An 18,113-nucleotide genomic window follows, 5' to 3' on the forward strand; every position below is an offset into this window, starting at 1 on the left:
AAGCAATAGTGATGCGTTAGTGTATAAAGCGCACACTATAGTAGACATCACCCATTATCATTAATCAAAAGTCCCCTGTTTGGATTTTTAATATACTGATACTAACGAGGAGTTTTTCCCATGAGTAACGATATCGAATTACGCGTAAAATCTGCAGTTGCTGAACAGCTTGGCATGAACGTTGAAGACATCAGCAACGATGCTTCTTTCATGGAAGACCTAGGCGCTGACTCTCTTGACCTAGTTGAGCTAGTAATGTCATTCGAAAGTGACTTTGGCATCACTATCCCTGACGAAGATTCAGCAGAGCTAACTACCGTGCAAAAAGCTATCGACTACGTACAAGCTCAGCTATAATTCATAGCCGCTTAGTCGATACAGGCCGTCTATTTTTAATAGGCGGTTTTTTTATATCTGTCATTTGTACTCACTTTTACAATGCTACATGCCTTTTACATTACTCAACATACCTTTACTATAAAAATAAAACGCCTTCGTTATACTCATATTCAACGTGTTACGACACGACCATCAGTGATGATGAATAACAAAAAATCATTTTGGATATATTCAGCTCAAAGATATAAACCTCCTCATAAGTGAATACACCAAAATAGAAATATGACAATAATAGTTTAAGGAAAATTAATATGGGTATTTTTAGTTTTGCTAAAGACATGGGCGACAAAATTTTCAATCGTGATGATGAAAAACATCAGGCGCAGAAAGAAACCAAAGCTGACGCCAGCACGCCTGTTAAAGAAACTGAGCCTTCAGCACAATCGGTTGCTAATATCTTACTGCGCCGTATCCAGCAGCAGCATTTGAATATCAGTAACTTAAAAGTCAAATATAACGGTACGACCGATACTGCAGAAATCAGCGGCGTTGCAAAAACACAAGCTGACCGCGAAAAGGCCATTATCGCCATCGGTAACGTGCAAAATGTCGCTAAAGTGATTGACAGTATTGACATCGAAGAAGATGCGCCAGAATCGACCATGTACACGGTTAAATCAGGCGACAGCTTATCGAAGATTGCTCAAGACGTGTATGGCTCATCTGATGACTATATGAAAATCTTTGAAGCCAACAAACCAATGCTGTCTGACCCAAATAAAATCTATCCAGGTCAAGTGCTGCGTATTCCTAAGCCATAATCGGGTAGATATGCTCTATAAAACAGTATGAAAATAAGAAGCCCCGCTATGATAAGCGGGGCTTTTTAATGAATGGATATGAAATACGCTGAGATGCTTGTTTAGCCCATCGCCATCTTGCCTTTTTGCTCTTTGATTGCCCACTCAATATGCTCATCGAGTATTTCACCATGTTGCCCCGTGCGTGTTTGCAGTTCCGTGATGATTTCTGTACTGGCAGGCGCATTGCCCAAAGCAATAGAAATATTGCGCAAAAAACTGACATAGCCTGTACGCCGAATAGGGCTGCCTTCGGTAGACTTTAAAAAGGTCTTTTCATCCCAGCGCCAAAGGGTTAATAAGTCGCTGTTATCGAGCCCATGACGCGGCGCAAAATCGTCTACCGCTGTCATTTTGGCGTAGCGATTCCACGGGCATATCAGCTGGCAGTCATCACAACCAAAAATACGATTGCCCATGGCGCGGCGATACTTCACATCGATACTGCCTTTGTATTCAATAGTTAAATATGAAATACAGGCGCGTGCGTCCAGCTCATGTGGGGCAACGATGGCATTGGTCGGACAGATATCAATGCAAGCGCTACAGCTGCCGCAATGCCCCTTAACGGGCGCGCCATCGGGCAGGTTTAAACTGGTAAACAGCTCCCCTAAAACAAAAAACGAGCCTGCTTGTTTATTAATGAGCAAGGTATGCTTGCCTGTCCACCCAAGCCCTGCGGCATCGGCGATAGGACGTTCAAAGATAGGCGCAGAGTCACTAAAGGGGCGAAAGACAAAATCGTCCTCTGCACCAATATTTAGATGCTGCCACTCACCCAGCATCGATTCGATCTTTAGTGCCAGCTGCTTTAGGCGACTGCGCATGATTTTGTGATAGTCGCGTCCGCGTGCATAACGGGCGATAATGGCATTATTGGGGCGCAAATCATCTTCAATCGTGCGTGGCTTGGGCGCACTCGTGAGATAATCCATACGCACGCTGATAATCGTCCGTGCACCTTCGACTAAGGCGGCGGGATTGGCACGCAAATGATGATTCTGATGCATAAAGCTCAAGTCGCCTTCATAGCCTTTTTCTAGCCAACGCTCAAGGTGAGTGATTTGCTTTTTAAATAGCGGATGGTGCACGGACAAAAACCCACAGTCGGAAAACCCCAGCGCTTGCGCTTGCGCTTTAATCCACAGCTTGACATCATCGGCACCATGAAATGTGGTTGGTGAGACCGTGGCTATTTTGCGTGTGTCGGGTAAACTCATGGCAGGGCAGGTGTCCTTGTGATGGATGGGCAGATTGGGCGTCACTGTCGCACTACAAAAACCAAATAAAGCGTCATGCAGACACTACAGCATAGGCGTGCTGCCTTTGTTAGGCTAAGACACATTCAAATGCAAAAAGAATGTAATTGCTAAATAACAAAATAACGATAGGACAATAAATAATGATAGCCCTTTATAATGCCCAGCAAGTATATGACATAGAGCGCGCTTGGTTTGAGCAAGGTCACGACAGTTTTGCCTTAATGCAGCAGGCAGCGTGGCAATGCGCGCAGCGTATCATACATCTAGAGCGGCCAAAACCTCAAGACAAGCGTGCGTGCGTTTGGGTAGGTCATGGCAATAATGGCGGCGACGGTTGGCTGGTTAGCTACTATTTACATCAGCTGGGCTGGCAAGTCACTACCGTCGTCGTAGGACGAGACAATCTACTTGATGACAAAGATATTCGCAATTCCGATACACGTCGCATGGATAAGCAAGACCTTACAGATGCGCAAAAGGCACAGCGTTTGGCGCGTCAGGAGTATGATCATTATCATATCCTTGATGCAAAAGCGTCTGCTGATAAGGATTTGGATGCGGCAGTGTATGTCGATGCGCTGTTTGGTATTGGGTTTGACCGTGCGCCGCGTGAAGCCGATGCTAGCGCCATTAATGCTTTTAATCGTCTTAGCAAAAGGTATCAAGCGCTGGCAGTCGCTATTGATGTGCCAAGCGGCGTGGTGGCAAGTACAGGACAAGTCTTTGACGAAACTGCCATTCAAGCTGATGTGACCTTGTGTTTGGTGGCGCGTAAACAAGGGCTACATACCAAAGATGCGCTCGATTATATCGGTAGGGTAGAAGACATACCGCTGATACCGCATGGCAGTATGACCGCAAGTGCATGGTTAACGCATACTGTGCAGCCCTTTTCACCACGTAAAAACAACAGCCACAAAGGGAGCTATGGGCATGTTGTCATTATTGGCGGCAATCGTGTTGATGGCTCTCAAGGTATGGGCGGTGCAGCGATATTGGCAGCATCGACCGCGATGGCAGCAGGAGCAGGTAAAATAACTGTGGCGTGTCACCATGCCTTTCACGCTGCACTATTGACCAGCTTGCCTGATGCCATGACGATGGACATACAGGACACGGATGGTGTCAGTGAGCTTATCAAGTCCGCGCAAGTCATTGCGATTGGTATGGGGCTTGGGCGTGATGATGCCGCCGAAACCTTATTTCAAACCTATGTGCAAGCGGCAATGGCAAAGGATGTCACGCTGGTCATTGACGCTGACGGCTTGTATCATTTGGCAAATCTATACAAAACAGCGCCTAATTTTGTTCAATCGCTAAAAGACTATGCAAAAACGCATTCTGTGCGCTTTACCCCGCACAGTGGCGAGGCGGCAAGATTATTGCATTGTGAGGTTAACGACATTGAAAACAATCGCTTTGCGGCGATTAAACAATGTGCCCAGCATTATGGCGGCGATTGGCTATTAAAAGGCGCAGGCTCGCTGGTTTTAGAAGCAGATACGCTGTATGTCTGCGGTGTGGGTAATGCAGGGCTGGCAAGTGCTGGGATGGGTGATGTCCTCTCTGGTCTTAATGCAGGACTGATGGCGCAACAAGATTTGGAAACCTCACAGCGTAGCTTACAGCAGGCCGTTTTATTGCATGGGCTGGCAGGAGATGAGTTAGCGAATACATCGCCATCATCTTGGCAAATTGGGCAGCGCGGCTTACAGGCGCAAGACATGCCCGCTTGCATTCGTCATTTAATGGCACAGATGACCGAATAGAGAGATGTGAATAAAAAAAGTGTGCTGATATCAAAATAAAAAAGGCTGACACTTCACGTATCAGCCTTTTTTATCGTATGGGTTAAGCGCCTGTGCAATATTGATTGATGGCTTGTTGTACGCGCTCGCGTTTTAGCTCAATCTCACGTCCATCAAGGTAGCGGCGATTGCCATTGTCATCCATCTCATAGATGCGACCGCCGACGTTCAAATTGGTTAGGTTGTTACGCAGTGATTGGCAGCGCTGCGCATTGGCATTGGCGTCCTGCTCTTTAATACGCGCCTCTAGCTCAGCGATACGCTGAGCCTCTGGATCGGGTGCGGCTGCTTGATTGCTATTGGTTTTGCCTGCCATTTGTCCTGCGTCATTTTGGCGACCATCGCTACGAAATTCAATGACTTCATAGTTCTTGCTTTTTTGTGGTGGATATTGACTGTACTTCACCTCACCATAAGTGCCCACAGACTTATATACCTGTACGGCTTGGCTGGCACTGGTGGTACCAAGCAAGAGAGTAGCGGTCAATAATGGCAGTGATAGGCGAGTTATGATATTTATCACAGTAGGATATCCCATGACAGCATTCCTTGTTAGCAACAGGCGAATAATCTCTGTCGTGAGGCTGTAAAGTAAACAGACGCACAACAGACAATAAGATGTGTATTAAATCATGGTCGATTTTAGCAAAAAATACAAATAAATGTATATTTTTTAATAACCATTAGTTGGCAATCATCACATAAATTTTTTCTTGACAACAGATGTTAAAGCGGTGAATATAAGAGTCGTTAATTGGTCAGTAAAACACTGCTAGCGCAGATGTCTTTACTTGAAAGCCCACATCTTCTTATGGTTTATCGGCCTTTAGATTGATGTGGTTTTCTTTGTGACGTAGGTAGCGTCAGGATGACAGTGCTAATGTTGATTGCGCCCAGCTACCGTTTCGTCTTTGGACTTACCGGTCTACAATGACTAAGATATCCTTATCATGGAGCAGTCAAACGTCCTTTTATAAATGTTTAAAAGAGTACGTGACTCAAAAGCCTAACCGTAGCCCCGCTATGTTGGCATAGGGTGATATCCCATGATAAGCGTCTCATACAGATGAAGTCTCATCTTGTCGCTGTATTCTGCTTTTGTCTAATCACAAATGACCATTTTTATTGCTATGTTTGAGCTGTAAGCTGGCTTTTTTGCAGCTGCGCTTTGGCATGGTGGGCACACATTCTTAATATGGATTAAGATGACACATACATCAGCAGCATATGTTATGCGCTGCCACGTGCGTTATCTATGCCGAAAAAAAAGGTGATGACAGTGACGCAAACCACGCAAAGTCCGAACATGACGGGGCATACTCAAACGAGTGATGCCGCTAAAAACTTTGACAAAAAACAACAAAAGCTTGCAGAAAATACAGCGCAGCCTGTGATGATGTCTGGCGCAGAGATGTTGGTGCAATCGCTGACCGATGAGGGTGTCAAATACATCTTTGGCTATCCTGGCGGCGCGGTACTGCATATCTACGATGCGCTATTTAAACAAGACAACATCGAGCACGTCTTAGTACGTCATGAGCAAGCGGCAGGCCATATGGCGGATGCTTACTCACGAGTGACAGGACAAACAGGGGTGGTACTTGCGACGTCAGGCCCTGGTGCGACCAATACCGTGACCTCTATTGCCACTGCTTTTATGGACTCTGTACCGATGGTCGTCATCGCAGGTCAGGTGCCAAGCGGTTTGATTGGCGAAGATGCGTTCCAAGAGACGGACATGGTCGGTGTGTCACGCCCTATCGTAAAGCACAGCTTTCAGGTACGTCATCCAAGCGAAATTCCTACTATCGTCAAAAAAGCATTCTATATCGCCCAATCAGGTCGCCCTGGTCCTGTAGTCATTGATGTGCCAAAAGACATGACCGCCCCACACGAAAAATATGTTTACGAGTACCCAGAAGAAGTATTCGTACGCTCCTATCAGCCGTCAGTTAAAGGTCATACAGGTCAGATTAAAAAAGCGGTTGAAGCTTTACTGGCTGCCAAACGCCCTGTACTGTATTCAGGTGGCGGCGTCATTTGGAGCAACGCGCACAAAGAGTTGACTGACCTTGCACATCGCTTGAATCTGCCAGTGACCAATACCTTAATGGGTTTGGGCGCATTCCCAGGTTCAGACAAGCAATTTTTGGGTATGCTGGGCATGCATGGCACGTATGAAGCCAATATGACCATGCATCATGCAGATGTTATTTTTGCTGTTGGCGCACGTTTTGATGACCGCGTTACCAATAATGTCAAAAAATTCTGCCCCAATGCGACCATTATTCATATTGACATTGATCCTGCCTCAATTTCAAAAACCATTAATGCGCATATTCCGATTGTTGGCGATGTGAAGTCAGTACTGACCGATATGCTCGATATGATTGGCGATGACAAAACGCTGGACGAACAGGCTTTAAGCGACTGGTGGTCACAGATTGATGAATGGCGCTCGCGTCATGGTCTGCGCTATGACACCAATACTGAGCAGGGCATCAAACCACAAAACGTTGTACAAACCCTATGTAAAATCACCGATGGTAAAGCGATTATCACCAGTGACGTCGGTCAACATCAGATGTTTGCGGCGCTATACTACACCTATGATGAACCGCGTCAATGGCTGAACTCAGGTGGCTTAGGTACGATGGGTGTTGGCTTGCCATACGCGATGGCTGCAAAACTTGCTTGCCCAGAGCGTGACGTGGTGTGTATCACAGGCGAAGGCTCTATTCAGATGAATATCCAAGAGCTGTCAACCTGCTTGCAGTATGACTTGCCTGTCAAGATTTTGAACCTTAACAATGCCCAACTTGGTATGGTCAAGCAGTGGCAAGACATGCTGTATGAAGGCCGTCACGCGCAGTCGTATATGCAGTCGCTTCCTGACTTTGTTAAATTGGCAGAAAGCTACGGGCATGTGGGTATCAAAATTACCGACCCAGAAAAAATGGAAGAGCAGTTGGCAGAAGCGATGGCAATCAAAGACAAATTGGTCTTTATTGATGTTTATGTCGACCGTAACGAGCATGTGTATCCGATGCAAATCGCAGGACAAGCCATGCGTGATATGTGGTTATCAAAAGGAGAGCGCACCTAATGCAACAGCATCTGATTTCGGTATTGATGGAAAACGAAGCAGGCTCTTTGTCACGATTGGTCGGTTTGTTCTCTCAGCGCGGTTACAACATTGAGACGCTCAACGTCGCGCCAACAGAAGACCCAACCATCTCGCGTTTGACTTTGACAACCATTACCTCACCTGAAAAGATTGAGCAGATTACCAAACAGCTGCATAAGCTGATTGAAGTGGTCAAAGTCATTAACCTATCAAACACCGTACATGTTGAGCGTGAGCTGATGCTCATCAAAGTACGCGCAACAGGCGGTGTGCGTGAAGAAGTGAAGCGTAGCGCAGATATTTTCCGCGCACAAATCGTCGATGTGACGGCCAATCTATACACCATCCAAATCGTTGGCGATACGGCCAAACTCGATGGCTTTATCGACGTCATCGGTCGCGACCGTATTTTAGAAGTGGTACGCTCAGGCGTGATTGGTATCGCACGCGGTGAAAAAACACTGAGTATCTAACACAATATTTTTGACCCTGTTTTTAACCCTATAATGATTTAAACACAGCGCGGACATTTGCTAATAGGGCCTATATGGCCGCGCATACTACCCATGGTCTCCATGATTGAGGAAAAAGGACGCTATTTATGAACGTTTATTATGATAAAGATTGTGACTTATCTATCATCCAAGGCAAAAAAGTTGCGATTATTGGCTACGGCTCACAAGGTCACGCACACGCGCTAAACCTACAAGATTCTGGCGTTGATGTGACCGTTGGTCTACGTGCCAACTCAAACTCATGGAAAAAAGCAGAAAACTCAGGTCTAAAAGTCGCTGAAGTACAAGACGCTGTCGCGGCTGCTGATGTGGTTATGATTCTAACCCCTGATGAATTCCAAAAGCAGCTTTACAGTGACGTGATTGAGCCAAACATCAAAGAGGGTGCGACCCTAGCGTTTGCTCACGGCTTTGCAATTCACTACAACCAAGTTGAACCACGTAGTGATCTTGACGTCATTATGGTTGCGCCAAAAGCACCAGGTCACACCGTACGTTCTGAATTCGTTAAAGGCGGCGGTATCCCTGACCTTATCGCTATTTACCAAGATGCTTCTGGTCAAGCCAAAGAGTTGGCGTTGTCTTATGCAGCAGGCGTTGGTGGCGGCCGTTCAGGTATTATCGAAACCACGTTCAAAGATGAAACTGAAACCGACCTATTCGGTGAGCAAGCCGTTCTTTGTGGTGGCGCTGTAGAATTGGTTAAAATGGGCTTTGAAACCCTAACTGAAGCAGGCTATGCACCAGAAATGGCGTACTTTGAGTGCTTGCATGAACTAAAACTGATTGTTGATTTGATGTATGAAGGCGGCATCGCTGATATGAACTACTCAATCAGTAACAATGCTGAATACGGCGAGTATGTGACTGGCGTTGAGGTTATCAATGAAGAATCACGCAAAGCCATGCGCAATGCCCTAAAACGTATTCAATCTGGTGAATACGCGAAGATGTTCATCAATGAAGGTATGAGTAATTACCCATCAATGACAGCACGTCGTCGTAACAACGCAGCCCATCCGATTGAGCAAACTGGTGAAAAACTACGCGCCATGATGCCTTGGATTGGTGGCAACAAAATCATCGATAAAGACAAAAACTAAGCTCATATCAAAACCTGTTTACAGGTAACGATATAGCATTGCTTTTGCATGACCCATGTTACTTACAGTAGCATGGGTTTTTTATGGCTTAAACGGTCGCCAGTGCTGGCTTGAAATCGTAACAAAATACCTTATATAGATAGCTATCGGCTTGATGTGCAGTATTACGGATACAAGATGAAATGTCTTGTTTATGTTCAAAGCATACTAGCGGCGTACAGGTACTGATGGTGCAAATCATAAACAATCACCATCAATGAATAGATTTAGATATAGGTTATACGTTGTGCAAATATCAATTCCAGAATGGCTCGATGGGCAAACGATTTATGTGGTACTTAGCGCCGTAGTTGCTGTACTGATATGGATTGAAGGACAGATGCTAAAGCGTAGCGATGGCGCATTGCCCAAGTCTACCACCTTTCATACGTTCTCTTTGGTTGATACCGCGTGGTTTTTTGTCTCTTTATGGGTGCTCTATGCCGAAGACGGTATGTCCATCATGACCAGTGTGCCTGTGGCGTATAGCATTTATACTGTGTTTGGCTGGGTCTATGGCACGCGCTTGCTCAGACGTCGCGGTATTCCTGACTCTCCTGATGATTTGGTGATTCCACCTAAATATATTGCGTACAGTCAGTCCTTTGCACTGATGTTTTTTGTACTGTGTTTGGTATCTTTGACGCACTTTAGCTGGGCGGGAATGCTTTAAAGTTTGATAAATAAGTGAAGTTGCACGGTCATTTTAAAGCTATCAATAAGTTACAAAACTTTTGAATTTAGTCTTCTCCAGTCCATAAAAGCTGCTATACTAAGGCTGTACTTATGAAAATGAGAACAAAAATAGTAGGGTATCACTAGATAGTTTATTATGCTGTTTGAGGCATTTGCTCTTGGTTTGTGTAAGTATTTATCAATCAATCGGTAGCGACAAAGTCGTTACGAATAGTTTAAGAGTTAGGAAAATTTATGTCTGATAAAGTTGAAGGCACTGTAAAGTGGTTTAATGAAGCTAAAGGTTTTGGTTTTATCGCTCAAGACAACGGTGGACAAGATGTGTTCGCTCACTACAGCGCTATCCAAGGTAACGGTTTCAAAACCCTAGCCGAAGGTCAAAAAGTGTCTTTCATCTTAGGTGAAGGCAAAAAAGGCCCACAAGCTGAGCAAATCGAAGCTCTATAATCTTCACTGTTAAATAGACATGCCTGACTGTCAGCCATTTTTATTTGCGATAAGATTAACAACAAGCCAGATGATTTAGTTTGTTATAAAAATATTGTTTAGATTGTAATTTAAAAGCAGCCTATTAAATGGCTGCTTTTTTTATGCGTAAAAAATAGTTAAGAGCCGTATACCATGACTCAAGTATGCGTCTTTTACTTTTTGGAATAGCAGAATGAATATATATCATAACTGAGGGTCTATTTATTTTTGTCTTAAAAATCTAATACTTGTAAGATATAAACAGTCTGGATTAGACACGCGTTGTCAAGAACCAATATCGCTGGCTTGTAATCGTAATATATGATGGTAAGATGATGGCTGATACCGTTATAAGGCGCGCCATATATGGCTTGTAGGGCAGCCTATTACGCTGCAGGGTGACGAGAAACGATACGGCTGTCTGTTAGATCGTTAGAGCGTACAAATTAATAATAAGAAAGATAAAAACTTTTAGTACTGATTTATTGTGTGCAGATTGCGCTATCAGATATGGCAGTAAAGTGTCTTTTTGTCATTAAGAAGATAATGACGATAAGCAGTGAGATATGGTGTGCTATGCTCTAAACGCTGCGTTTGCGCATAGAGCATTTATTTAGCGCTTAATTGTGTATATAAAAAGCTGTTTTGATATAGCAAATTTTTGGCAAACTCAACATTGTATAAAAAGCACAATACCTTATGGGTAATAAATCCGTGACGCAGTATTCATGGCGCTATCTTGACCTTGCATATAGGCTCACGCAAGATACATAGATTGGCAAAAAGAATAAAGCACAGGCATTCTGCTGCTATTCACCTATTTTTTTTCGAGTAACGTGTCCCCCATCGTGTGGCAAGTTTACTTTTTTATTGACAACAATTCATAAAGAGGAACGTATGAAAGCATTAGTCGCGGTCAAGCGTGTCATTGATTATAACGTAAAGGTTCGTGTCAAGGCTGACCAGTCAGGTGTAGACCTGTCAAACACCAAAATGTCTATCAACCCATTTGATGAAATCGCGGTAGAAGAAGCGGTGCGTCTAAAAGAAAAGGGCATTATTGACGAAATTATCGTCGCGTCAATCGGACCAAAAGAAGCACAAGAGCAAATCCGTACCGCACTAGCCTTGGGTGCGGATCGTGGTGTATTGGTCGTTACTGAAGACAAAACGCAGCCACTACAAGTCGCTAAAATCCTAAAACAAATCGCTGAGCAAGAAGGCACTGAGATTGTCCTATTGGGCAAGCAAGCGATTGACGATGACAACAACCAAACAGGCCAGATGCTGGCAGCGTTGATGGGTGTCGGTCAAGGTACGTTTGCTTCAGAAGTGGTCGTTGAAGGCGATAAAGTCAACGTCACTCGCGAAATCGATGGTGGTCTACAGACCGTAGCACTAGACTTGCCAGCCATTATCACTACCGACCTGCGTTTGAACGAGCCACGCTTTGCCAAATTGCCAAACATCATGAAAGCCAAGAAAAAGCCACTGGACGAAAAAACCCCAGCGGACTATGGTGTTGATATGACCTCAAAGCAAGAAATCGTCAAGGTTGTGCCACCTGCTGAGCGCAGTGCAGGTATTAAAGTTGCCTCAGTCGATGAACTGGTAGACAAGCTAAAAAATGAAGCGAAAGTAATCGGATAATCACGTCTAAACATTAGGTTAGGGCAGAGACAAGCCATTTGTTCACACACTAAACAATGGCGCTCATGCTCAACCAAAAACAGACGATAATGCGAATAACAAAAGGATAAAAATCATGGCAATTTTGGTATATGCTGAACATGACAATGCCAGTATCAAAAAAGCGACTCTAAGCACCGTTGCTGCAGCAAAGCAAATGGGCGACGACGTACACGTATTGGTTGCTGGTAGCGACAACGAAGCAGCAGCAAATGCAGCAGCACAGATTGAAGGCGTCAGCCGCGTACTACGCGCTGATAATGCCGCCTATGCACACCAGATGGCAGAGAACATCTCGCTACTTGTAGCGGATCTTGCGGCAAACTACAGCCATATCGTAGCGCCAGCGACTACTACGGGCAAAAACTTTATGCCACGTGTAGCAGCGCTATTAGATGTCAGTATGCTGTCTGATGTGACTGCTGTGGTCGACGCACAGACCTTTGAGCGTCCTATTTATGCAGGTAACGCGACCGCTACCGTAAAAACGACTGAAAACAAAGTCGTCGTGACGGTACGTACCACCAGCTTTGACGCCGTTGCTGCCACTGGCGGCAGTGCAGAGGTTGAGACGCTAGAGAATGTCCAAGACTCAGGCAAATCAAGCTTTGTTAGCGAAGAGATGGCAAAATCTGACCGTCCAGAATTGACTTCGGCAGAAGTGGTGGTGTCAGGTGGTCGTGCTCTAGCAAGCGGTGAAAACTTCACCAAATACATTGAGCCACTTGCCGACAAACTGGGCGCTGCTATCGGTGCATCACGCGCTGCTGTCGATGCGGGCTTTGTACCGAATGATATGCAGGTTGGTCAGACGGGTAAAATCGTCGCGCCACAACTGTACATCGCTGCAGGTATCTCAGGTGCGATTCAGCATTTGGCAGGTATGAAAGACTCTAAGGTGATTGTCGCGATCAACAATGACCCAGAAGCGCCGATTGCCAGCGTCGCGGACTACTTCTTAGAAGCGGATCTATTCGAGGCACTGCCTGAGTTGACCAGCAAAATCTAAGACAGTTAATAACAGCTGTTGATGCTAAGCGTTATTCAATCATTAGCATCATTCAAATCCCGCTATCCTCACCATAACTGGTTGGGTAGCGGGATTTTTTTGTGTTGAGCGTTTTTTTGTAAACTTTAGGTTGTCTCTTCGTCTACTAAATGATCAAGACACCACTGCCATACGGCATCTACACTAGGACGCGGTAAGGCGGTGCGCTTACGCACTAAGTAATAACTGGATTCAAGCGTCAAGGTCTTATCATTAACAGGTATCAACAATCCTGTCTGCAATTCTTTTTTGATAAAGGCTTTAGGCGCAAGCGCTATTGGCGCTGCGTACATTTTGTATTACTTTACGATTGATAAACTTGGCTCAGTGCGTGCGGCGGGTGCGACGTATATTGCGCCAGTCGTTGCAGTTATCATTGCTGCTTTCATCGGTGAAGAGATTACTACCTTCGAGATAGTAGCGCTGGTATTGATTACCGCTGGGGTCGTAATGATTCAACTCAATAAAAAGAAACAGGCCGCTATAACGCCTACAAAAAAAGAAGCGACAAAAAAAGAAGCGAAAGTCGCGCTATAACTCGGCGGATTGGCTTCTTTTTAAAAAAATACAATAATAATCAGTGCTTAAAATGAAGAAAGCTCTCGATAGCTGCGTTGGCGCAACGTCTCATACAAGCATAGTGACCCAGCAATCGCCACGTTAAGACTCTCTTGCCCATTGGGCTGCGGCAGCGCAATCGGGGTCGCTGAATGTAGCAAAGTGGCCTCCACGCCTTGCCCCTCATTGCCCATCACCCACGCCAATGGCTCACGCAAATCATGCTGATAAATCAGCGTGTCGGTGTGCGAGCTGGTGGCAAGAAGGGGGACTTTGACTTCAGACAAAATGCTATCAATAGACACATCTTCATAAATCGTCAACGCGAACTGCGCGCCCATGCCCGCACGCAAAGTCTTTGGTGACCAAACTTGCGCGGTCATCGGCGTACAGATGACGGTATCAATACCGACTGCCGCCGCCGTGCGTAGCAGCGTACCGACATTGCCGCTGTCTTGCACATCATTGAGGATAAGACAATCACTGGTGATGGGCGCAAAATGAGGCGCAGGAATGTCAATCACCGCCATGATATCGACGCCTGTGCCCAGCGTACGCAGGTTTTGATACAGTGCATCATCGAGCAGTAAGATGGGCGCATTCTCAGCTTGCAACTGTGACAGCAGCATTTGCACTTCAGGATGGCTTTGGCTGGCCTCAGACAACAACACTTGCGCAATGGGATAATCGCTACGCAGCGCGGCATCAATCAGATGGACGCCTTCAAGTACCGTCTGCTGTTGTTTTTTGCGCTGGCGAGCTTGGGTCAATAGCGCTTTGACACGCTTGATGGTCGGGTTTTTATCCGAATGAATCGGCTCAAAAGAGTAGGCAGTCATAACAAAGCGCGGTGTCCTGATGAGAGATAAAAGAGGCGAGAAACGGGCAAAGGCTACGTTGGGCACTGACAGACCATCAGCGCCCAGTAGGTAGCAAGTACGATTACGCTTTATGTGCTAGGTGTAGGTTTTTGACGTAATCAACTTCGTTTTTGCTGCCCAAGACCACAGGCACACGCTGGTGAATGTCGGTCGGGGTGATGTCTAAGATACGCTGCGTGGCATCGGTCGCGCCGCCGCCCGCACGTTCAATCAATAGGCTCATTGGATTGGCTTCGTACATCAGACGCAGCTTGCCCGCTTTATGCGCGTACTTGGTATCAAACGGGTAAGTAAACAGACCGCCGCGGCATAGAATGCGGTGTACATCACCGACCATCGCAGCGACCCAGCGGGTATTAAAGTCGCGACCACGGACGCCTGTTTCACCAGCAATCAGCTCATCGATATATTGCTGCATTGGGGCAAGCCAATAGCGGTAGTTTGAGCTATTAATCGCGTATTCACTGGTGTCTGGGGCAATTTGCACGCGCTCATTGACCATCACATAATCGCCGCTGTCTGGGTCGAGGCTAAACATGACCACATCGCTATCAATGGTCAGTGCCAGCATGGTCGAGGTGCCATACAACAAATAACCTGCCGCCAGCTGCTTGTGCCCATGCTGCAAAAAGTCCGCGTCTTCGATTTGCTCGCCTTGGCGCTCGTACGGTAAGAACGAAAAAATCGTTCCGACCGCCATATTGATATCAATGTTTGATGAGCCGTCTAGTGGGTCAAAAAGTACCAGCAGCTCGCCGTCATTGTTGGCAGGGGTTGCATGGTCCAGCTCTTCTGAGGCAACGCCCGCGCAATGGGTATTTTTTGCTAAAGCGTCAAGCAACATGTCGTTGGCAAGCACATCGAGCTTCTTTTGTTCTTCACCTTGGACGTTTTGGTTGCCTGCCTCGCCCAAGATATCTGCCAATGCGCCTTTTTTAAGCAGTGCCGCAATATCTTTACCGATATCAGTGACGGTAGTGATGACGCTACTGACAGCAGGATCAACGTCTTGGCGCGCTAGGTAATGGGTCAAGGTGGTCATAACAATTCCTAATAAATGCGATTATAATAAAAAAAGTGGGTTGCGGACTGGGTCTGGGTCGCTCGCAATTGAGGACAAATTCTGCCAATACGCGCAGGGTATCTTTGTCCGAACCATAAAATCAGCTACACTATAGCTATTTGGTGCAAGATTATGCTGTACGCGCCTACCCAATCACTACTATAGGTAGTGAAATAAGGGCTGATAGAGGTCACGGATATCATTGCGGTAAAGTGTAGCAAATTAGGGCCAAAAAGTCGTACTTATCCTCGTATTGACTCAATATAAACCAACTATAAGACGTGCCATTATGCCAACCTCGATATCTGCTGTTTCGCCCAGTGATTATGCCAAGCTGGATTCTGATACCATCCAAAACAAACTCGATACTTCGCTAAGTCGCCCGCAGCTCAATGCTGATGGTGGCTTTCGGCACTTTTTGGGCGTAGAAGGCATGAGCCGCGCTCAGCTTGAAGCCATTATTCATAAAGCGGAGACGTTTTTTGATGACAATGGCCAGCTGATTAATCGCCCTGAGCTGGAAGGCTGCACGGTGATGAATCTATTTTTTGAGCCATCGACGCGGACACGCACCACGTTTGAAGTCGCTGAAAAACGCCTTGGGGCGAATGTACTCAATATCGACATCGCCCGCTCAAGCACTAAAAAAGGCGAGAGTCTACGCGATACGCTGTGGAACTTGCAAGCGATGGCGGCAGATATTTTTGTCGTGCGTCATTCAGCGTCGGGTGCGGCACATTTTATGGCAACCGAAGTCACGCCAGATATTGCCATCATCAATGGCGGCGATGGCTGGCATGCTCATCCCACTCAGGGCATGCTCGATATGTTAACCATTCACCGCGAAGCACCGCGCCCCTTTAGCGAGCTGTCAGTGGCGATTGTGGGTGATATCAAGCATTCACGCGTGGCGCGCTCGGACATCAGCGCATTACAGACGCTGGGCGTCAAAGACATTCGCGTGATTGCACCGCGTACCTTGTTACCAAAGGGCATGGAGCGCTTTGGCGTGACGGTCTATGAGGATATCGATAAGTGCTTTGCAGATTGTGATGTCATCATGGGTCTGCGTATCCAAAATGAGCGTATTGGCTCACCGCTACTGGCGTCATCGAGCGAGTATTATAAGCAGTATGGCATCACGCCTGAGCGCGTCGCCCTTGCCAAGCCTGATGCGCTGGTGATGCACCCAGGACCGATGAACCGCGGGGTAGAGATTGCCTCTAGCGTGGCAGATGGTAATCAGTCGGTCATTCTAAAGCAGGTCAATAACGGCATTGCGATTCGTATGGCGGTGCTGTCGCTAGCGATGGAAGGGCAGCGCGCGCACCAAGCCGCGCGCTAAGCAGACAGCTGCCTGCCCGTTGGCTGTATTTGGTCAAACGCTATCGGCAGCGCCTTGATTTGTTTTATTCTTTTTAGACTCAATACGGTAATAACGCTCATGAATCATAATACCCGTGCAAACAGCACCAGCGCGACGCTTGTCAATCTACTTCCTGATAACTTTAAGACCCCTAACTTTTCTGACGACCAGCAAAAAAATATCCATGATGGCAACCACTGGCTATTGCCGCCGCTGGTAGATTTGTGTGCGCGTCTGCGTGAGCCAGGCCAAGAGCAACATGGCACGCTCGCGTCTGAAGGCCATGCCGCACGGGCAGGTGGTTTTTTGCATGTTGTTATCCCGCCTGATACCAAGCCTGTTTTAGAAAACGGCTCATTGTTAAAAGGCTTGCGTGAGCGTGCCTTTGATGACGGCGGTATTTATCTGCATATCATCGGTGCCCTGACCGCTGGGCTGGCGGGCGAGTGCCCTTCTAACATTGCAGGCCTCAAAAAAGGCGGCTGTATCGCAGTGTCGAATGCGCGTCGTCCGTTTGCCAATGATTTGGTACTCTTGCGCACGCTAGAATACGCTGCAACGTTTGGCATGAAAGTTTTCTTTTATCCCGATGAGCCAAGCCTGTCTAAAGACGGCGTGGCGCACGAAGGCTATATTGCCTCTTATCATGGTCTACAAGGGATTCCGTGGATTGCGGAGACGGTCGCCTTATCCAAGCAGTTGTTGATGGTCGAAGAAACAGGCGTAGCCGCGCACTTTAGCCAACTGACCTGCAAATCATCGGTCGAGCTGATGCGCTGGGCAAAAGGCAAAGGGCTGCCTGTGACCTGTGATGTGGCAATGCATCAGCTGTTCTTAACCGATGACAACCTAGAAGGCTTCAACGCGCAGGCGTATGTCTTGCCACCGCTACGCAGTAACACCGACCAACAAGCGCTGCGTAAGGGCTTGCAGGACGGCACGATTGATGCAATTTGTAGTCATCATGAGCCGCTAAGCAGCACCGCCAAGCAAGCGCCATTTGCCGAATGTACACCAGGCATTTCGAATGTCGATACCTTTATGGCGCTTGGCTGTCAATTGGTACGCGATGGTGTGTTGACCAAAGAAGCGTTGGTCGAAAAAATCTGTCTGAACCCTGCCAAAATTGCAGGCATCGAAGCGCATTATGCAGACGTTGGCGGCGCGGTCTTGGTTGACCCTGAGCTGACATGGGTCGTTGATAAAGACACCATGTATTCTAATGGCAAAAACACCCCGTTCTATCAGCAAACATTGCAAGGTCGCGTGGTGGAGACCTTCTTTGAGTAAT

18 protein-coding genes are annotated in these 18,113 nt (G+C 46.6%); 13 read left to right on the top strand and 5 right to left on the bottom strand.

What is annotated here, in order from left to right:
- Nucleotides 1–120 precede the first annotated feature (120 nt).
- The gene (gene acpP, locus JIE71_RS05850) at nucleotides 121–357 is read left to right on the top strand and encodes an acyl carrier protein (protein ID WP_199507794.1); all 237 of its coding nucleotides are present in this window, start codon (nucleotides 121–123) and stop codon (nucleotides 355–357) included.
- 293 nt (nucleotides 358–650) lie between these two features.
- The gene (gene lysM / locus JIE71_RS05855; RefSeq protein WP_199507795.1) at nucleotides 651–1,160 is read left to right on the top strand and encodes a peptidoglycan-binding protein LysM; all 510 of its coding nucleotides are present in this window, start codon (nucleotides 651–653) and stop codon (nucleotides 1,158–1,160) included.
- A gap of 101 nt (nucleotides 1,161–1,261) precedes the next feature.
- Here lysM and queG read toward each other — a convergent pair whose 3' ends face one another.
- Nucleotides 1,262–2,419 carry a tRNA epoxyqueuosine(34) reductase QueG gene (queG, locus tag JIE71_RS05860; protein ID WP_199507796.1) on the bottom strand — a complete coding sequence of 386 codons (1,158 nt, stop codon included), beginning with the start codon at nucleotides 2,417–2,419 and terminating at the stop codon, nucleotides 1,262–1,264.
- Nucleotides 2,420–2,601: 182 nt separating this feature from the next.
- Between queG and JIE71_RS05865 the strand changes: the two genes are divergently transcribed.
- Nucleotides 2,602–4,230: an NAD(P)H-hydrate dehydratase gene (locus JIE71_RS05865; RefSeq protein WP_199507797.1), complete on the top strand. Its 1,629-nt coding sequence runs from the start codon at nucleotides 2,602–2,604 to the stop codon at nucleotides 4,228–4,230.
- Between the two features lie 82 nt (nucleotides 4,231–4,312).
- Here JIE71_RS05865 and JIE71_RS05870 read toward each other — a convergent pair whose 3' ends face one another.
- The gene (locus tag JIE71_RS05870) at nucleotides 4,313–4,807 is read right to left on the bottom strand and encodes a DUF4124 domain-containing protein (RefSeq protein ID WP_199507798.1); all 495 of its coding nucleotides are present in this window, start codon (nucleotides 4,805–4,807) and stop codon (nucleotides 4,313–4,315) included.
- 855 nt (nucleotides 4,808–5,662) lie between these two features.
- Here JIE71_RS05870 and JIE71_RS05875 point away from each other — a divergent pair.
- From JIE71_RS05875 to JIE71_RS05905, 7 genes are all read left to right on the top strand, one after another.
- Nucleotides 5,663–7,375, top strand: coding sequence for an acetolactate synthase 3 large subunit (locus tag JIE71_RS05875; protein WP_228284559.1), 1,713 nt, complete (start codon nucleotides 5,663–5,665; stop codon nucleotides 7,373–7,375).
- The gene (gene ilvN / locus JIE71_RS05880; protein ID WP_199507799.1) at nucleotides 7,375–7,869 is read left to right on the top strand and encodes an acetolactate synthase small subunit; all 495 of its coding nucleotides are present in this window, start codon (nucleotides 7,375–7,377) and stop codon (nucleotides 7,867–7,869) included. The genes JIE71_RS05875 and ilvN overlap by 1 nt, the downstream gene beginning before the upstream one ends.
- Nucleotides 7,870–7,997: 128 nt before the next feature.
- Nucleotides 7,998–9,014, top strand: coding sequence for a ketol-acid reductoisomerase (gene ilvC, locus JIE71_RS05885; protein WP_199507800.1), 1,017 nt, complete (start codon nucleotides 7,998–8,000; stop codon nucleotides 9,012–9,014).
- Between the two features lie 286 nt (nucleotides 9,015–9,300).
- Nucleotides 9,301–9,726, top strand: coding sequence for a hypothetical protein (locus JIE71_RS05890; RefSeq protein ID WP_199507801.1), 426 nt, complete (start codon nucleotides 9,301–9,303; stop codon nucleotides 9,724–9,726).
- 257 nt (nucleotides 9,727–9,983) lie between these two features.
- A complete protein-coding gene (locus JIE71_RS05895) occupies nucleotides 9,984–10,196 on the top strand; it encodes a cold-shock protein (RefSeq protein ID WP_058025376.1) in 213 nt (70 codons plus the stop codon).
- 918 nt (nucleotides 10,197–11,114) lie between these two features.
- The gene (locus JIE71_RS05900) at nucleotides 11,115–11,867 is read left to right on the top strand and encodes an electron transfer flavoprotein subunit beta/FixA family protein (RefSeq protein WP_199507802.1); all 753 of its coding nucleotides are present in this window, start codon (nucleotides 11,115–11,117) and stop codon (nucleotides 11,865–11,867) included.
- A 115-nt stretch (nucleotides 11,868–11,982) separates the two neighbouring features.
- On the top strand, nucleotides 11,983–12,915 hold the full coding sequence (locus JIE71_RS05905; RefSeq protein WP_199507803.1) for an electron transfer flavoprotein subunit alpha/FixB family protein: 933 nt from the start codon (nucleotides 11,983–11,985) through the stop codon (nucleotides 12,913–12,915).
- Between the two features lie 125 nt (nucleotides 12,916–13,040).
- Here the strand turns inward: JIE71_RS05905 and JIE71_RS05910 are convergent, their stop codons facing one another.
- The gene (locus JIE71_RS05910; RefSeq protein WP_199507852.1) at nucleotides 13,041–13,247 is read right to left on the bottom strand and encodes a hypothetical protein; all 207 of its coding nucleotides are present in this window, start codon (nucleotides 13,245–13,247) and stop codon (nucleotides 13,041–13,043) included.
- Between the two features lies 1 nt (nucleotide 13,248).
- On the opposite strand from JIE71_RS05910, the gene JIE71_RS05915 reads away from it, so the two are divergent.
- Nucleotides 13,249–13,491 (top strand): EamA family transporter, encoded by a 243-nt coding sequence (locus JIE71_RS05915; protein ID WP_266095950.1) that lies wholly within the window; start codon nucleotides 13,249–13,251, stop codon nucleotides 13,489–13,491.
- Between the two features lie 47 nt (nucleotides 13,492–13,538).
- Here the strand turns inward: JIE71_RS05915 and JIE71_RS05920 are convergent, their stop codons facing one another.
- Nucleotides 13,539–14,351, bottom strand: coding sequence for a TrmH family RNA methyltransferase (locus tag JIE71_RS05920; protein WP_199507805.1), 813 nt, complete (start codon nucleotides 14,349–14,351; stop codon nucleotides 13,539–13,541).
- A 103-nt stretch (nucleotides 14,352–14,454) separates the two neighbouring features.
- A complete protein-coding gene (locus JIE71_RS05925; protein ID WP_199507806.1) occupies nucleotides 14,455–15,435 on the bottom strand; it encodes a class 1 fructose-bisphosphatase in 981 nt (326 codons plus the stop codon).
- Between the two features lie 310 nt (nucleotides 15,436–15,745).
- Between JIE71_RS05925 and JIE71_RS05930 the strand changes: the two genes are divergently transcribed.
- Entirely contained in the window at nucleotides 15,746–16,801 is a 1,056-nt protein-coding gene (locus JIE71_RS05930) for an aspartate carbamoyltransferase catalytic subunit (protein ID WP_199507807.1), read from the top strand.
- A gap of 99 nt (nucleotides 16,802–16,900) precedes the next feature.
- Complete coding sequence (locus tag JIE71_RS05935; RefSeq protein ID WP_199507808.1) at nucleotides 16,901–18,112, top strand: dihydroorotase; 1,212 nt, start codon at nucleotides 16,901–16,903, stop codon at nucleotides 18,110–18,112.
- Nucleotide 18,113 lies beyond the last annotated feature (1 nt).

Source organism: Psychrobacter sp. bablab_jr014 (assembly GCF_016464015.1).
Classification (GTDB): domain Bacteria; phylum Pseudomonadota; class Gammaproteobacteria; order Pseudomonadales; family Moraxellaceae; genus Psychrobacter.

Bases quoted from the DNA above. Each gene is read 5' to 3' on its own strand.
- JIE71_RS05910 (WP_199507852.1), bottom strand. From the start codon at position 13,247: ATGTACGCAGCGCCAATAGCGCTTGCGCCTAAAGCCTTTATCAAAAAA.
- JIE71_RS05905 (WP_199507803.1), top strand. From the start codon at position 11,983: ATGGCAATTTTGGTATATGCTGAACATGACAATGCCAGTATCAAAAAA.
- JIE71_RS05865 (WP_199507797.1), top strand. From the start codon at position 2,602: ATGATAGCCCTTTATAATGCCCAGCAAGTATATGACATAGAGCGCGCT.
- acpP (WP_199507794.1), top strand. From the start codon at position 121: ATGAGTAACGATATCGAATTACGCGTAAAATCTGCAGTTGCTGAACAG.
- JIE71_RS05930 (WP_199507807.1), top strand. From the start codon at position 15,746: ATGCCAACCTCGATATCTGCTGTTTCGCCCAGTGATTATGCCAAGCTG.
- ilvN (WP_199507799.1), top strand. From the start codon at position 7,375: ATGCAACAGCATCTGATTTCGGTATTGATGGAAAACGAAGCAGGCTCT.
- ilvC (WP_199507800.1), top strand. From the start codon at position 7,998: ATGAACGTTTATTATGATAAAGATTGTGACTTATCTATCATCCAAGGC.
- JIE71_RS05870 (WP_199507798.1), bottom strand. From the start codon at position 4,807: ATGGGATATCCTACTGTGATAAATATCATAACTCGCCTATCACTGCCA.
- JIE71_RS05920 (WP_199507805.1), bottom strand. From the start codon at position 14,351: ATGACTGCCTACTCTTTTGAGCCGATTCATTCGGATAAAAACCCGACC.
- JIE71_RS05900 (WP_199507802.1), top strand. From the start codon at position 11,115: ATGAAAGCATTAGTCGCGGTCAAGCGTGTCATTGATTATAACGTAAAG.
- JIE71_RS05925 (WP_199507806.1), bottom strand. From the start codon at position 15,435: ATGACCACCTTGACCCATTACCTAGCGCGCCAAGACGTTGATCCTGCT.
- JIE71_RS05935 (WP_199507808.1), top strand. From the start codon at position 16,901: ATGAATCATAATACCCGTGCAAACAGCACCAGCGCGACGCTTGTCAAT.
- queG (WP_199507796.1), bottom strand. From the start codon at position 2,419: ATGAGTTTACCCGACACACGCAAAATAGCCACGGTCTCACCAACCACA.
- JIE71_RS05895 (WP_058025376.1), top strand. From the start codon at position 9,984: ATGTCTGATAAAGTTGAAGGCACTGTAAAGTGGTTTAATGAAGCTAAA.
- JIE71_RS05875 (WP_228284559.1), top strand. From the start codon at position 5,663: ATGATGTCTGGCGCAGAGATGTTGGTGCAATCGCTGACCGATGAGGGT.
- lysM (WP_199507795.1), top strand. From the start codon at position 651: ATGGGTATTTTTAGTTTTGCTAAAGACATGGGCGACAAAATTTTCAAT.